General features: G+C 62.5%; 16 protein-coding genes. All 16 read right to left on the reverse strand.

The features are described 5' to 3' along the window. Positions 1-7: 7 nt before the first annotated feature. The 16 genes from hypE to ACWAT4_RS41435 all read right to left on the reverse strand — a co-directional run bounded on the left by hypE (position 8) and on the right by ACWAT4_RS41435 (position 13,859). Entirely contained in the window at positions 8-1,048 is a 1,041-nt protein-coding gene (hypE, locus tag ACWAT4_RS41360) for a hydrogenase expression/formation protein HypE (RefSeq protein WP_128929527.1), read from the reverse strand. Beyond that, positions 1,045-2,187 (reverse strand): hydrogenase formation protein HypD, encoded by a 1,143-nt coding sequence (gene hypD, locus ACWAT4_RS41365; RefSeq protein WP_128955166.1) that lies wholly within the window; start codon positions 2,185-2,187, stop codon positions 1,045-1,047. Before hypD ends, hypE begins: the two co-directional genes overlap by 4 nt. After that, entirely contained in the window at positions 2,184-2,420 is a 237-nt protein-coding gene (locus tag ACWAT4_RS41370) for a HypC/HybG/HupF family hydrogenase formation chaperone (RefSeq protein WP_128929525.1), read from the reverse strand. The genes hypD and ACWAT4_RS41370 overlap by 4 nt, the downstream gene beginning before the upstream one ends. Further along, positions 2,420-4,675, reverse strand: coding sequence for a carbamoyltransferase HypF (hypF, locus tag ACWAT4_RS41375; protein WP_164933597.1), 2,256 nt, complete (start codon positions 4,673-4,675; stop codon positions 2,420-2,422). The genes ACWAT4_RS41370 and hypF overlap by 1 nt, the downstream gene beginning before the upstream one ends. A 2-nt stretch (positions 4,676-4,677) precedes the next feature. Next, entirely contained in the window at positions 4,678-5,583 is a 906-nt protein-coding gene (hypB, locus tag ACWAT4_RS41380; RefSeq protein ID WP_128955165.1) for a hydrogenase nickel incorporation protein HypB, read from the reverse strand. Next, a complete protein-coding gene (gene hypA / locus ACWAT4_RS41385) occupies positions 5,583-5,924 on the reverse strand; it encodes a hydrogenase maturation nickel metallochaperone HypA (RefSeq protein WP_128929522.1) in 342 nt (113 codons plus the stop codon). Before hypA ends, hypB begins: the two co-directional genes overlap by 1 nt. Beyond that, the gene (locus ACWAT4_RS41390; RefSeq protein WP_128929521.1) at positions 5,917-7,008 is read right to left on the reverse strand and encodes a nickel-dependent hydrogenase large subunit; all 1,092 of its coding nucleotides are present in this window, start codon (positions 7,006-7,008) and stop codon (positions 5,917-5,919) included. The genes hypA and ACWAT4_RS41390 overlap by 8 nt, the downstream gene beginning before the upstream one ends. Beyond that, positions 7,005-7,514, reverse strand: a complete 510-nt coding sequence (hybE, locus tag ACWAT4_RS41395) for a [NiFe]-hydrogenase assembly chaperone HybE (RefSeq protein ID WP_128929520.1) — start codon at positions 7,512-7,514, stop codon at positions 7,005-7,007. The genes ACWAT4_RS41390 and hybE overlap by 4 nt, the downstream gene beginning before the upstream one ends. Further along, positions 7,511-7,720: a rubredoxin gene (locus ACWAT4_RS41400; protein WP_128929519.1), complete on the reverse strand. Its 210-nt coding sequence runs from the start codon at positions 7,718-7,720 to the stop codon at positions 7,511-7,513. Before ACWAT4_RS41400 ends, hybE begins: the two co-directional genes overlap by 4 nt. Further along, positions 7,717-8,580, reverse strand: coding sequence for a hydrogenase expression/formation protein (locus tag ACWAT4_RS41405; protein ID WP_128955164.1), 864 nt, complete (start codon positions 8,578-8,580; stop codon positions 7,717-7,719). The genes ACWAT4_RS41400 and ACWAT4_RS41405 overlap by 4 nt, the downstream gene beginning before the upstream one ends. After that, entirely contained in the window at positions 8,577-9,023 is a 447-nt protein-coding gene (locus ACWAT4_RS41410) for a thioredoxin domain-containing protein (RefSeq protein ID WP_128929517.1), read from the reverse strand. Before ACWAT4_RS41410 ends, ACWAT4_RS41405 begins: the two co-directional genes overlap by 4 nt. A 253-nt stretch (positions 9,024-9,276) precedes the next feature. Continuing rightward, positions 9,277-9,573, reverse strand: a complete 297-nt coding sequence (locus tag ACWAT4_RS41415; RefSeq protein ID WP_128929516.1) for a HypC/HybG/HupF family hydrogenase formation chaperone — start codon at positions 9,571-9,573, stop codon at positions 9,277-9,279. A 26-nt stretch (positions 9,574-9,599) separates the two neighbouring features. Beyond that, positions 9,600-10,178, reverse strand: coding sequence for a HyaD/HybD family hydrogenase maturation endopeptidase (locus ACWAT4_RS41420; RefSeq protein WP_128955163.1), 579 nt, complete (start codon positions 10,176-10,178; stop codon positions 9,600-9,602). Positions 10,179-10,194: 16 nt separating this feature from the next. Further along, the gene (cybH, locus tag ACWAT4_RS41425; protein WP_128929514.1) at positions 10,195-10,938 is read right to left on the reverse strand and encodes a Ni/Fe-hydrogenase, b-type cytochrome subunit; all 744 of its coding nucleotides are present in this window, start codon (positions 10,936-10,938) and stop codon (positions 10,195-10,197) included. Between the two features lie 9 nt (positions 10,939-10,947). Then, positions 10,948-12,738 (reverse strand): nickel-dependent hydrogenase large subunit, encoded by a 1,791-nt coding sequence (locus ACWAT4_RS41430; RefSeq protein WP_128929513.1) that lies wholly within the window; start codon positions 12,736-12,738, stop codon positions 10,948-10,950. A gap of 29 nt (positions 12,739-12,767) precedes the next feature. Next, positions 12,768-13,859, reverse strand: a complete 1,092-nt coding sequence (locus tag ACWAT4_RS41435; RefSeq protein WP_128929512.1) for a hydrogenase small subunit — start codon at positions 13,857-13,859, stop codon at positions 12,768-12,770. Positions 13,860-13,874 lie beyond the last annotated feature (15 nt).

The following is a 13,874-nucleotide window of genomic DNA, read 5'->3' on the forward strand; positions in this document are numbered from 1 at the left end:
ACCGGCCTCAGCAGATCCTCGGCAGTTGTTCGCCCGACAGCCAGTCGACGATCCGGCCACCGCCAAAGCTCGTCGCCATCTGCACGAAATGGTGATCGTCGGCCACGGCCTCGCCGATGTCGGCCGCATCACAGCCGAGCGGATGCGCGCGCATCGTCGCGAGCACGGCAGCGGCCGCCTCCGGGGCCACAATTGCAACCAGCTTGCCTTCGTTGGCCACATAGAGCGGGTCGAGGCCCAGCAGTTCGCAGGCCGCGGCCACGCCCGGCTTCACTGGGATCGCCTCCTCCTGCACACGGAAGCCGAGGCCAGACTGCTGGGCGATCTCGTTGAGCGCGGCGGCTAGCCCGCCGCGGGTCGGATCGCGCATCAGGCGGATGCCCTCTCCGCCTGCGGTGACCATCTTTGCCACGAGATCATGCAGCGAGGCTGAGTCCGAGACGATCTCGGTCTCGAAGGCGAGGTTCTGCCGCTTCGACATGATAGCGACGCCGTGGTCCCCGAGCGTGCCGGAGATCAGGACGCGATCGCCGACGCGAGCCTTCTCGGCGGATAGATCGAGGCCATCGGGTACGACGCCGACGCCGGCGGTCGAGATGAAGAGGCCGTCGGCCTTGCCGCGCTCGACCACCTTGGTATCGCCCGTGATGATATGGACGCCGGCCGCGCGCGCCGCCTCGCCCATAGATTCCGCGATCATCTTCAGGTCGGAGAAGCGAAAGCCCTCCTCGATGATGAAGCTCGCCGAGAGGTAGAGCGGCCGCGCGCCGGCCATGGCGATGTCGTTGACCGTGCCGTGCACGGCGAGCGAGCCGATATTGCCGCCCGGGAAGAATAGCGGCGAGACCACGTAACCGTCGGTCGTCATGACCATGCGTCCGGCTGCGACATCGAAGGCCGACTGGTCATTGCCGCGCGCCAGCCATTCGTTGCCGAAGGCCGAGTGGAAAAGACCCGAGATCAGCTGTGCCATCGCGCGGCCGCCAGAGCCGTGGGACAGGTCTACGCAGCCGTTCTTGATGTCGAGCTTGCGTTGATGGGCCTTCATGATGCCCGCCTCTGCTGATGGTCGCGGAAGCGGCCATAGGTCCAGTGCGCAGCGCAGGCGCCCTCGGACGAGACCATGCAAGACCCTATCGGCGTTTCCGGCGTGCAGACCGTGCCGAACAGCTTGCAATCGACCGGTTTCTTCACGCCGCGCAGGATGGCGCCGCATTCACAGGCCGGATTGTCGGCAACGCGGAGCTCCTTCATGTCGAAGCGCGCTTCGGCATCGTATTTCGCGAAAGCGCGCTTCAGCTTCAGGCCGCTATAGGGTACCTGCCCGAGCCCGCGCCATTCGAACTGGTCGCGCAGCTCGAAAATGTCGGAGACCTCCTCCTTGGCGCGCAGATTGCCGTCACGCTTTACAGCGCGGCTGTACTGGTTCTCGACCTCGTGCCGGTTCTCATTGACCTGCCGCACCAGCATCAGGATCGCCTGCATCATGTCGAGAGGCTCGAAGCCCGAGATCACGACCGGCTTGCCGAATTCTTCCGCGAAGAACTCGTAAGGAGCCGTCCCGATAATAGTCGAGACATGCGCAGGTCCGACAAAGCCGTCGATCTCGACCCGGCCGATGTTGCGAATATCCGGGCTCTCCAAGATGTTCTGCATCGCCGGCGGCGTCAGCACGTGGTTGCAGAAGACGCTGAAATTGGCGAGCTGCTTCTTTTCGGCCAAACGGATCATGACCGCAGTGGGCGGCGTCGTCGTTTCGAAGCCGATGGCGAAGAATACGATCTGGCGCTGCGGATTCTCCTCGGCGATCCTGAGCGCATCGATGGTGGAATAGACCATGCGGATGTCGGCGCCTTTCGCCTTTGCCTTCAGCAACGAGGCGCCTTGCGAGCCCGGCACGCGCATCAGATCGCCATAGACGCAGAAGATGATTTCGGGCCGTTCGGCCAGTCGGATCGCCATGTCGATGCGCCCCGCCGGCAGTACGCAAACCGGGCAACCCGGACCGTGGATCATCCGCACGTTTTTAGGCAGCATGTCCTCCAGGCCATAACGCGAGATCGCATGCGTGTGGCCGCCGCAGAATTCCATGAAGCGATAGGGGCGCTGCGGATCTGCTTCGGACTGGATCGCGTTCGCAAGCCCGAGCGCGATCTCCTTGTCGCGGAACTCGTCGGCATACTTCATGGCATGGCTCCCAGGGCCTCGGCGCTAAGCTCGTGCAGCAATTCCAGCGTCCGTTGCGCCTCTTCCGGATCGATTTTGGTAAGCGCGTAGCCGACATGGATGATCACGTAGTCGCCGATGGCGAGATCCTCGATGAGCGCGACGGAGATCTCCTTGCTGACGCCGTCGATGGACACAATGGCCATGTCGTCAGGCAGGAGCTTTGTCACCTCGGCGGGTATGGCAAGACACATCAGGCGGTTCCTTCTAAGCCTTGGTGTTCGAGAAGTTGCAGCCCCGCGATCCAGGCCTGACCCAGGCTTAGGCCGCCATCATTCGGCGGCAGTTGGCGCGGCAAGAGCGGGGTGAGCCCGGCAGCGATGCAACCGCGCGAAATCCCGGTGCTGAGGCGGGCGTTCAGGAAGCAGCCGCCGCTCAAGGCGACGGTCTCAAGTCCGGTCTCACGAGCCGCTTGGGAGATCCAATCGACGCAAGCGGCAGCGAAGGTGCCGTGAAACAGCCCGGCCCCGTCGGTGGGATCCGGCGCATCGACCACCAGACGGTCGAGCAATGGGAGCAGCGACAGCACGCCATTCTCGATCACCCAGCCGCCGGACACAACGCGCGGCTCGCGGACCCGCGCCTCTAGCTTCATGGCAGCCTCGCCTTCGTAGGTTTGTACGGTGCAGACCCCGAGCAGCCCTGCGGCCGCATCGAACAGCCGGCCGGCGCTGGTCGTCGTGGGCATACCGGGTTGTTCGAGCAGAGCCGATAGGCGCGCGGCCTGCGGCTGTGCCGCAAAGCGAGACGCAATCGCATCGCCGCGCCGAAGCGCGTGCAGCACGCTGGCGGCCATCCGCCACGGCTCGCGCGCGACCCGATCGCCGCCCGGCATCTTCAGCGGCGCCAGATGCCCGAGCCGCCGGAACCGCGCGCCTTCACAGGCAAGCAGTTCGCCCCCCCAATTGCCGCCGTCGCTGCCGTAGCCGAACCCGTCAAGCACTAAGGCAAGCACCGGACCTGCGATGCCATGCTCCGCCATCACCGAGGCCGCATGGGCGTGATGGTGCTGGACCGCGATCAGCCTGGTCCCGCGTGCCTCGGCGAAACGGGTCGATGCCATGTTCGGATGCAAGTCGTGGATCAGGGCGACAGGCTCGACGTCGAGGGTAGACAGCAGATGGTCCACAGTTTCCTCGAAGAATCGGATGCCTTCTGCGGTGTCGAGGTCGCCGATGTGCTGGGAGACAAAGGCCTCGTTGCCGCGCGTCACCGCCACCGTCGACTTCAGCGCTCCGCCGACGGCAAGCAGGGGCGCCACCGAGCGCGCAAGCCGGACAGGCTCCGGGACATAGCCTCGCGCACGCCGAATGAACTGGGGCCGTCCGGCGACCACCGCAGCCAAGGAATCATCGGCGCGGGTGACGATGTCGCGGTCATGCGTGACGATGAGATCGGCGATGCCGGCAAGTCGTTGCTCCGCTTCGCGATTATCGATCAGCAGCGGCTCGCCGCTGAGATTGGCGCTGGTCGCGACAATCGCCCAGCTCTCGCCGACCGGCGCATGCGCCGCATTCAGCGCATCGAAAATCAGGTGGTGAAGCGGTGCGACCGGCAGCATGATGCCGATGCGCGCCAGCTCCGGCGCGATTGACTGCACAAGGCGCCCGCGCGACGTCAGCAACACGATCGGCCGCGGCCGTGACTCGAGCAGCGCAAGTTCGACAGCGTCGGCCTCGGCGAACTCGGCGACTGCCTCCAGCGTACCGACCATGACGGCGAAGGGCTTCTGATCGCGCTGCTTGCGCAGGCGCAGTTGCCGCACGGCCGCATCATTGTGAGCATCGCAGATGAGCTGATAACCGCCGAGGCCCTTGATCGCGACAATCTTGCCGCCCGCGACGGCGGCGGCGATCTCGGCGATGCCATGGCTGAGCCGCGGCCCGCATCGCGGGCACGCAATCGCCTCGGTATGGAAGCGGCGACTGCCGGGGTCAGCATAATCAGCGGCACAGGCTGCGCACATCGCAAAGCGCTTCATTGCGGTGGCCGGACGATCATAGGGCAGCCGCTCGGCGATGGTGTAGCGCGGACCGCAATGCGTGCAGTTGATGAAGGGATAGCGGTGGAATCGGCTTGCCGGATCGAACAGCTCGCTCAGGCATTCCCGGCAAGTCGCGGCGTCCGCGACGATGCGCGTCGACACCCTACCCTGCTCGCTGGTGCGAATCGAGAACTCCTCGGTGGCGGCGGCGCCGATCGGCTGAACCGAGATCTCGTCGATCCTGGCAAGCGGCGGCTTTTCCAGTGGCAGCGCGGCGACGAAATCGGACGCCCGCTCGCCTTCGACTTCGATAAGAACGCCGTTCGGATCGTTGGCGACGAAGCCGCCGAGGCGATAGCGGGTGGCGAGACCATAGACGTAGGGACGAAAGCCGACGCCCTGCACGGCGCCACGCACATGCAGGCGCAGCCGCTGTCCGTCCCGCGCTGTGGCCTTGTCGCTCATCCTCACTCCGCTGCCGTCATCTCGGCCGGCTTCGCCTTCGAAGCCCGCTTGCGGAGCCAGGCATAGAAGGCCAGGAAGCCTTCGCCGGTGCGCGCCGACACCGTCAGCACCTCGATCCTGGGATTGACCCGCCGCGCATATTCGATGGTCCTGGCGAGGTCGAAATCGAGCACGGGCGCAAGATCGATCTTGTTGATCAGCATAAGCGCGGAGGCAGCGAACATGTCCGGATATTTCAGCGGCTTGTCCTCGCCTTCGGTGGTCGAGAACACCACGATCTTGCAGGCTTCACCGAGGTCGAATGCCGCCGGACAGACGAGATTACCGACATTCTCGATGAACACGACCCCACCGTTCAGCCAGGGCAGCCGGTCATAGGCTTCACCGACCATGGCCGCGTCGAGATGGCAGCCCTTTCCGGTGTTGACCTGGATCGCCGGCACGCCGGTTGCGCGGATGCGCTCGGCATCGTTGGAGGTTTGCTGGTCACCCTCGATCACGCCGATCGGGAAACTGTCCTTCAGCTCACTGACGGTGCGGACTAGCAGCGAGGTTTTGCCGGCTCCGGGGCTCGAAACCAAGTTGAAGGCGAGCACGCCGTCGGCACGGAAGCGAGCGCGGTTGTCGGCGGCGAGTCTGTCGTTCTTGCCGAGAATATCGCGTTCGATCTGGATGATGCGATCGCTGCTCATGCCCGCGATCTGTTGGCCGGCGGCGTCTGCACTGCAGTCGAGCAGGCCCGTATCGCCAGGCCCATGATCGTGGCTTCCGTCGTGATGGTGGTGGTGATGGTGACCGGGGCCATGGTGGTGATGATGACCTCCATGAGCGTGCTCGTGATCCTGATTATGATCATGCGTATGTTCGTTGGACGCTTTGCCGTCGCTGCAGCCGCAGACCGTACACATCAGTCGACCTCCAGTTCCTTCACACGCATCTCTTCGCCGCCGGTGACCTGCAATTGATAGCTGCCGCAGGATGGACACGGCTCGTAGCGCTGCTTGATCTCGACGTTTTGCGAGCAGGCCATGCACCAGGCCGTGCCCGGCGTCGCGATGATCTCGAGTCTTGCGCCTTGCGCGATGGTCCGCGCCGCGACGGCCTCGAAGCAGAATTGCATTGCGTCCGGCGCGACATGGCTGAGCGCACCGATCTCTAAACACACCGCCTTCACTCGCAAGAACGAGCGCTTGCGCGCCTCTTCCTCGACGATCCCGATGATGCCCTCGCACAAGGCCATCTCATGCATGGCTGGCCTCGCGGAAGCTGACGCTGAATCCGACGCAGGGGTCGAACGCCCCGACAAGTGTCCGCACCGCGTCTTGGCCCTGCCGGCCGGCGGAGAGGAGCGCGCCCTTGAGGCTTCGCACCAGCGGTCCGCGTTCGTGAAAATTCCACTCGGTCGGAGCGATATATTCGAAGCCGACGATACGTCCTTCCTCATCGAGCTTAACCGCGTGATGGAGCCGGCCTCGGGCGCATTCCACTGCCGCTGCGCCCCGGCGCTCGCCGAGCCGATAGCTCGCAACGACGCCATTATCGGGAGCGTCCCGCCTGGCGTCCAGCCAACAGGTGAGCCGGGCGATCTCGTCGATGCGCGCTCTCACGCGCGCGGCGCCGCTAGCACTTAAGGACAAAATCTGTTCGCGCTGCGCCCGCCGCGCCCAGACGCCCGTTTCCGGAACCTTCCCGCAGAGTTCCGGCGCTTCGGAATAAGCCGTCCCTTCAGCCATGAGGCGCGTCACGATCTCAAGATCGTCAGCGGGGGTCAGAAAGAATTGGTCGGCCGCCGGCAATGACATCACCTCACGATCGCAGCGCGTCAGATAGGTGGAAAGTACGCTGCCTGGCGCCGGAGGCTGGTGTTCACCCGAAACTCCGAGCGCGCGGAGCGCAGCCTTGACGTGTGCAATGACATCGCGGCGCACGGTATCTGGCACGGTTTCAACCGCACCACTGAGAGTGGTGCTCGCCTGTATCATGCTTCGCACTGCGGGTGCGCTCTCCTGATCGAGTTCGAGGCCTGCGACGAACAGGCCGCGTATCAATTCAGTTAAGCGCTCGGCGACAACGGCCGTGAGACGATGCATCGCTATCGGCTTGATCGTCTCCAGCCCCTGCGCCGCCTCGATTGCTGAAAGGAAGGCCACTTGGTGGGCGACCGAGCATAAGGAGAACAGGCGCGGCAGCACAGGGATGAGCGCGCTTGCCGGCTTTCCGGCAAACAGCCTCGTCAGGGGAGGCCGGCTCCGTGGCCGGATAGCAACGTCCGAAATTGTGGTACCAGTGAGCCACACCATTATGTCAATTTCGTTTCGAAAGGGGCGACTCATCCCGGCCGCTCCGTCAAGGTACCGCGCAGGAAGCTCCGACGATCAATCGGGGTCGTCGGTGGTTCGCGCCGGCGGACCGCCTCCTCGCTGTCGGCCGGCAGCATCAGCTCGGCAAGAGCGGCGTCAGCCGTTGCTCGCGCCGATGCCATGTCCGCAAATTGGAACATTGGCGAGAACAGCGAGCAGCTAGCGATGCGGCCCATTTGCACCTCGCTGAGGGTAAATTCGATATCACCGGCTGGAAAGCGAATACGCACGGTCGCGCCCGACCTATCCCCAGCGGCGCTCGCCGGCATCACCACGTTCATGAACCAAGGAGTGACCATGATGCCGACAAACGTTCCCTCGAAGCGACGGAAACCAATGGCCTCAACATCGAGGGCCTCGTTGTAGATTGGCAAATCGCGCATCGCGCGCTCGCCGATCTGGCGATACATTCCTGCCAATAGCTCGCCCCATGTCACCGCGTCGGCGTCGCTGGGAGAGCTTGGCGCGCTGGCAGTCATGTTTCGATCGCCATGAACTTCGATTTCGGGGCGTCGCAGTTGGGGCATCGCCACTCCTCCGGCAGAAGTGAGAACGGTGTGCCGGGTGCGATCTGCGCCACCGCATCACCATCGGCCGGATCATAGACGGTCCAACAGATGCCGCATTCAAGCCGCGCAGCCTCAGTGACGTCTTGGCGCACGCCAAAGTTCTCAAAGGCGCTCATTTGAAATATGCCTCAATGATTTCTTGGAGCCGTTCGGCGGAATCCTCGAAATCTTCGTCTGCAGCAAGCGCAACCGTGGGTACCCCGCCAACTTCCAGCGTGTCGAGGATGATGGTGTCCATGGCGTTGAAAAACTGCACCGACCAGACATTGCGAATGCCAGTCGACAGCACCCGACAGGTGCCATAGCCGCGCGAGACAAGCTGGATCGGCCCGTTCCGAATAGTCTCCTGCAAAAAGCTCATATCCACCGGGCTCATCGGCAACAGAGTGAAATTGATGATCTGCGAGCGGATGCCAGGACGCCAGGCTAGCGCCCGCTCGCGGATCTCGGCGAGCACCGGTAGGACGTTCATGGCGCCTTCAGGGGCCTGTCCGATTTCGAAATCGGCGGCTGTCAGATCGGCTGCTGCGCGTCTGACGATCTCGGGAACAGCGCCTACTTCAATATATTCGGAAGCCGCGTCAGTTTCGATCCTGACACGCCAGATCCCTGCGAGCACCGATTCTTGAATCTGCGCCAGCGATCCGTCCGGCAGCGCTACGACGCCGCCGACCTCCCCCTCGCCGAGAACATCGGCGACGAGCTTGCTTTCGAGATCGTTGAGATTGCCGAGCCGGAACAGTTGCGAGGGTGCGTCCGCCCTTTGACCTGCAATGGCCTCCGCGATGTTGGAGAGCAGCGTGACGGCTTTGGGGCAGTTCTTAGCGAGCTCGACACTGTCTAATGTTGCGAGTCTTGCGAGTGCGCCGGCCGCCGTCAGGCTGCCACTTGAGGCATTGAGACTCTCTTCTCCGATAGGGAACACGCTGACGGGTTGCTCGGCGCCTTCCGGCGCATCCCAGAATCCGACCTTCATAGCTCGACACCTTTTGCGCGATGCTGGGGAACAATGGTAACGGCAATGGCTGCGCTTTGCCCGCGCGGGCGGTCGATCAGCTTAGTGATGCGGTCGACATAGACTGACCAATCCTGGATCTTGGCGATCAGCCCCAGCGTCTCGCCCTTGGCCACGAAGATAAGGGTCGGCTGCACTCGCACCCCGAAACGTTCGCCAAGCGCCTCTTCGGCATGGGGTGCAATGATCGCGGCGCGCAGGCGGCCTCCGAACGCCGTAACCAGCTCAGGCAGCACTACGGCGACATCAATGGCCTCCGGAAAACGGTTGGGATTACCCGCCGATAGCAGCACGGCGACAGCACCGGCTTGGTCGGCATGTTTAAGAAAATGATCGACGGTCGCGACATCGACCTCATTGAGGCCATGCCGACTGAGATCATGCCGTCCTACCTGGAATTCCATTTGACCTCCCAAAACAGACTTATCTTTCTGATCGGGATAGTGTTAGCAAGCTGCGTGCCAGGGACAGTCAGGATTTATGTAGTTGAATTCACTGATCTATTTTCAACGCCATCAAGCCGAGTGGATGCGAATGATAAGCTACTTTCCACTACAAACGAAAGCCTTCTTTCCAGACTAGAAACTTGTCTTCCGGCGAGCACCTCGGCCAGCGGCTGAGGTCAGCCGGCCAAGTCATTCTAGGATGACAACCCGCTTAATCAGTCAGGAGGTGCGCAGGCAATTGCGGTTCGCGGTCGATCAGATCGGCGAAGAAGCAGTCGAAATCGTTGCCGTCGAGCGCTGCACCGAGACCGTCGATGGCAGCCGCAATCAGGCACGCTTCTTCTTTCTCAAGTAGGCGGATCGCCGTGTCGATGTAGACCAGCACGTGGGCACCGGCCGGAGGATGCGAGAGCAGAAGCACGGAGACGCGGCGTTGCTCGCCGCGAAACTCGCACAAAGCCGAAATTCCATCGGTCTCGACGATAGTCATCGGCAGTCCAAGGCACATCCGTCTTCTCCGGCACGCTCCGGCGGTCAGGCCGGCCGCATCTCGTAACTCGCATGGTCGATGTCGTTGGCGAGCAGGCGCTCGGAGTCTGCCAACGGCGTATCGCGCAGCTTCACCTCGATGCCCCACTCGGCCAGAACTTTGCAGGCAAGCTCGATGGCCGGTGCGATCTGATCGCGTACGGACGCCGTCAATGGACCTCCCCAGTCTTCGAGATCGAGCGGTTGGCAGCCGATCAGGACGAGGTGCTTCGGGCAGCGGCCGAGCAGGTCGGCTGCGCTGATCACCTCCTGGAAGCCGGTTTGATGCAGACTCATCTTCTTCGCGCCGGTGAAGCGTGGCACCTCGTCGCCGCGCACGAGCTTCAGCTTGCCTGGCGGCAGACCATAATCGATGGCATCGAACACGAGCAAGCGATCAGCGTCCTCCAGATAGTTGACGAGATAGAGCCCCTGCGTTCCGCCATCGAGAATCGTGACATTATCAGGCACGGCGTAGCGGCGGTGGAAGTCCTCCACCGCGCGCACGCCAAAGCCTTCATCGGCCCACAGGATGTTGCCGATGCCGAGCACCAAGATGTGGTCGTCGTTTGGGGCGTTCAACATCGAGATCGTTCCAGTTTCAGTCACGGAATTGCCGTTCGCCCGAGATCATCGAGGAGATGATACTCTGGCGTGACATGATGTCCTCGCGGATCGCAGCGTAGATGTGTACCATCACGAACACGACCAGCGCCCACATGCCCAGATGATGCCAGGTGTGAACGTCCTGGCTGTTCGGCCAGATCGAGAACACCCAGCCGAACAGTTTGTGCTGCCAGCTATCGATGCCTTCTCCTTCCGAATAGAGCGCAAAGCCGGTCACGATCATGAAGGTCACGAACAACGTGAAGCCCGTGAACATCGCGGTCTGCGCCAGCGGGTTGTGCCCGACATACATCTTCGGCTGACGTTCCAGGAAGGCGTACCAGCGGATCTCGTGCCAGACTTCCTTCCAGAATTGCCGGCGATGCACCGGCAGATAGAAGATCTGCCGGGAATGGTGGTTGCCGGTGAAGGCCCACAGGATACGCGCGAGGAAGAACACCGCGAGCACCTGCCCCGCCGCGAAATGGGCGAAGCGCATATAGCCCATCACGAAGTTGGCCGACGCCTCCCCCTCGACCGCCGGCAGCGGCGTCCCGATCAGAAACCCGGTGACCATCAGGATGATGATCGAGAACGCGTTCACCCAATGGCAGATGCGCACCGGCGCTTCGTAGACATAGACGGTGGGCCGGCCCACCGCATGCTCGCCAGCAGCATCGGCCGCGATCGCCGTCAGGTCCGGCTCGCTTTCCACCGGGGGAGCAATTGCATCCATCATGGCCGCCTCCTACCTGACCTTGACCTTGGCGAGTTCCTGGCCGTCCGGGCTCATGACGTGCGTCGAACAGGCAAGGCACGGATCGAAGGAATGGATCGTGCGCAGGATCTCGAGCGGCTGCTCGGGATTAACCATCGGCGTGTTCATGAGCGAGGCTTCGAACGCGCCGATGTTGCCTTGCGGATCGCGCGGCGAGCCGTTCCAGGTCGTCGGTACCACGCACTGGTAGTTGTCGATCTTGGTTTCCTTGATCTTGATCCAGTGCGCGAGCGCGCCGCGCGGGGCCTCGGTGAAGCCAAAGCCCTTGGCTTCCTTCGGCCAGCTCTCCGGTTTCCACTTGTCGACATTCGCGGTCGAGCTGTCGCCGGCTTTGATATTGGCAACGAGCTTGTCCTGGAAATAGCGCATCTGGCGTCCGGCCCAAACAGATTCGAGCGCGCGCGCCGCGGTGCGGCCGAGCGTCGAGAACAGCGCCGACATTGGTAGATCGAGATCCTTCAGGAATTTGTCGACGGGATCCTTGAACTCCGCCTTGTTCTGCGCATAGCCGACGACCCAGCGCGCGAGCGGGCCGACCTCCATGGCATGTCCCTTCCAGCGCGGCGCCTTGATCCAAGAATATTTGCCGCCTTCGTCGAGCTGTTCGATCGCGGTCTTGGTACCCTTTGCATTGGGTCCGAGTTCGTAGTTCGGCTCCGTGATGCCATCCCAAGGATGAAGGCCCTTGGTTTCGTCGGGATACTTGTACCAGGAGTGGACCACGAACTCCTGGATCTCGTCGGGATTGGCGTGATCGACCGGAAGCACCTCGGAGAGATTGCCGTTGATGATGGCGCCTCGTGGCAGCTTCAGGTTCTTGGCTGAATAGTCGTTGGCATGTTCTGGCACGTCGCCATAGGCGAGCACGTTCTGACCCGAAATGCCTCCACCATAGAGCCAGTCCTTGTAGAACGAACCGATCGCGGCCACGTCAGGCAGGTAGACCATTTCGTTGAATTCCATGATGCGGTCGATGATCGAGGAGATCAGGTTCAACCGCTCCATGTTGATGGCACCGACAGCACCTGTCCCATCTACGTTGATCGGACAGGGCACGCCGCCGACGAGCCAGTTTGGATGCGGATTCTTGCCGCCGAAGATGGTGTGGATCTTGACGATCTCCTTCTGGAAATCGAGCGCCTCCAGATAATGCGCGACCGCCATCAGATTGGCCTCGGGCGGCAATCTGTAGGCTTTGCTGCCCCAATAGCCGTTCTTGAACGGACCGAGCTGTCCGGACTCGACGAACTTCTTGAGCCGGGTCTGCAGATCCTTGAAGTATCCCGGCGAGGACAGCGGCCAGCTCGAGATCGACTGGGCTAGCGTTGATGTCGCGCGCGGATCGGCCGAGAGTGCGGAGACGACGTCGACCCAATCGAGCGCATGCAGGTGATAGAAATGGACGACGTGGTCGTGCACCTGAAGTGCGAGCTGCATCAGGTTGCGAATCGAGTTTGCGTTTTCGGGGATGGTGATCCCAAGCGCGTTCTCGACCGCGCGCACCGAGGTCAGCGCGTGCGTGCCGGTGCAGACGCCGCAGATCCGCTCGGTAAATGCCCACGCATCGCGCGGGTCGCGGTTCTTCAGGATCACCTCGATCCCGCGCCACATCGTGCCGGTCGATACGGCATTGCGGATCACGTTGTCGGCGTCGACATTGACCTCGACCCGCATGTGTCCCTCGATGCGGGTCACGGGATCGACGACGATGCGTTTGCCGGAATTGTCGAGATTGAAGCCGTTGGGAGTCTGGATACCCATGATCGTTTCTACCCTAATGTGTCTTTTGATCAGCTGTTGTGGCCGGCGTCTTCGCGCTTGCTGGCAAGCCGCTTTACCGCAGTGACGGCGGCGTGCGCGGCCACCGCCGCACCCACGGCGCCCGCTGCCGCCATGCCGATCTGATCGGCGTTTTTCTCGATGCCGAACTGCTTGATGTTGGTGAGGCGATCGTAGAACGAGCCCTTGTCCCAAAAGCCGTCCTCTGAGCAGCCGATGCAGCCGTGTCCCGATTGGATGGGGAATGAGACCCCCCCGTTCCAGCGCACGGTTGAGCAGGCGTTATAGGTCGTTGGCCCCTTGCAGCCCATCTTGTAGAGGCAGTAGCCTTTGCGCGCCGCCTCATCGTCCCACTCCTCGACAAACTGGCCGGCGTCGAAATGCGGGCGCCGGTAACACTTGTCGTGGATGCGCTGCGAGTAGAACATCTTAGGCCGGCCCTGGCGGTCGAGCTCGGGCAGCTTGCCGAAGGTGGTGATGAAGGTGACGACGCCGGTCATCACTTCGGCGATCGGGGGGCATCCCGGCACCTTGATGATCGGCTTGTTGGTGATGACCTTGTCGATCGGTGTGGCCTGGGTCGGATTGGGCTTTGCCGCCTGTACGCAGCCCCAGGACGCGCAAGCGCCCCAAGCGATGATCGCCATCGCGTCCTCGGCCATCATCTTCAGCTTTTCGACGAATGGTTTGCCGCCGTCGATACAGAACATGCCGCCCTCGTTGAGCGGCGGATTACCTTCAACGGCCAGAATGTACTGACCTTTATGCTTGGCACGGGTCTCCTCGAGGATCGCTTCCGCCTGATGGCCCGCGGCCGCCATGATCGTGTCATCGTAGTCTAGCGAGATCATCGACAGCACCGCATCCTTCACCAGGGGATGCGCGGAGCGGATGAAGCTCTCGGAGCAGCAGGTGCATTCGAGACCGTGCATCCAGATCACGGGCACACGCGGCTTGGTCTCGAGCGCATTGGCGATGCGGCTCGCCGCCAGCGGGCCGAGGCCGAGGCTCGTCGCGGTCAGGCTGCAGAACTTGTGAAAGCTTCGACGCGTGATGCCTTGCCGCCTGATCACGCTGTAAAATGTTTCCGTCGCCGTGCCCATAAATCCTCCCGCCGT

The organism is Bradyrhizobium sp. T-1, from assembly GCF_053592855.1.

What these genes read in the sequence shown, in the direction of transcription:
- ACWAT4_RS41405 (WP_128955164.1), bottom strand. Translation starts at nt 8,580, where the DNA reads ATGAAGGTCGGATTCTGGGATGCGCCGGAAGGCGCCGAGCAACCCGTC.
- ACWAT4_RS41415 (WP_128929516.1), bottom strand. Translation starts at nt 9,573, where the DNA reads ATGTGCCTTGGACTGCCGATGACTATCGTCGAGACCGATGGAATTTCG.
- ACWAT4_RS41420 (WP_128955163.1), bottom strand. Translation starts at nt 10,178, where the DNA reads ATGTTGAACGCCCCAAACGACGACCACATCTTGGTGCTCGGCATCGGC.
- ACWAT4_RS41390 (WP_128929521.1), bottom strand. Translation starts at nt 7,008, where the DNA reads ATGAGTCGCCCCTTTCGAAACGAAATTGACATAATGGTGTGGCTCACT.
- hypE (WP_128929527.1), bottom strand. Translation starts at nt 1,048, where the DNA reads ATGAAGGCCCATCAACGCAAGCTCGACATCAAGAACGGCTGCGTAGAC.
- cybH (WP_128929514.1), bottom strand. Translation starts at nt 10,938, where the DNA reads ATGATGGATGCAATTGCTCCCCCGGTGGAAAGCGAGCCGGACCTGACG.
- ACWAT4_RS41430 (WP_128929513.1), bottom strand. Translation starts at nt 12,738, where the DNA reads ATGGGTATCCAGACTCCCAACGGCTTCAATCTCGACAATTCCGGCAAA.
- hypF (WP_164933597.1), bottom strand. Translation starts at nt 4,675, where the DNA reads ATGAGCGACAAGGCCACAGCGCGGGACGGACAGCGGCTGCGCCTGCAT.
- ACWAT4_RS41370 (WP_128929525.1), bottom strand. Translation starts at nt 2,420, where the DNA reads ATGTGTCTTGCCATACCCGCCGAGGTGACAAAGCTCCTGCCTGACGAC.
- hybE (WP_128929520.1), bottom strand. Translation starts at nt 7,514, where the DNA reads ATGACTGCCAGCGCGCCAAGCTCTCCCAGCGACGCCGACGCGGTGACA.
- ACWAT4_RS41400 (WP_128929519.1), bottom strand. Translation starts at nt 7,720, where the DNA reads ATGAGCGCCTTTGAGAACTTTGGCGTGCGCCAAGACGTCACTGAGGCT.
- hypD (WP_128955166.1), bottom strand. Translation starts at nt 2,187, where the DNA reads ATGAAGTATGCCGACGAGTTCCGCGACAAGGAGATCGCGCTCGGGCTT.
- ACWAT4_RS41435 (WP_128929512.1), bottom strand. Translation starts at nt 13,859, where the DNA reads ATGGGCACGGCGACGGAAACATTTTACAGCGTGATCAGGCGGCAAGGC.
- ACWAT4_RS41410 (WP_128929517.1), bottom strand. Translation starts at nt 9,023, where the DNA reads ATGGAATTCCAGGTAGGACGGCATGATCTCAGTCGGCATGGCCTCAAT.
- hypA (WP_128929522.1), bottom strand. Translation starts at nt 5,924, where the DNA reads ATGCATGAGATGGCCTTGTGCGAGGGCATCATCGGGATCGTCGAGGAA.
- hypB (WP_128955165.1), bottom strand. Translation starts at nt 5,583, where the DNA reads ATGTGTACGGTCTGCGGCTGCAGCGACGGCAAAGCGTCCAACGAACAT.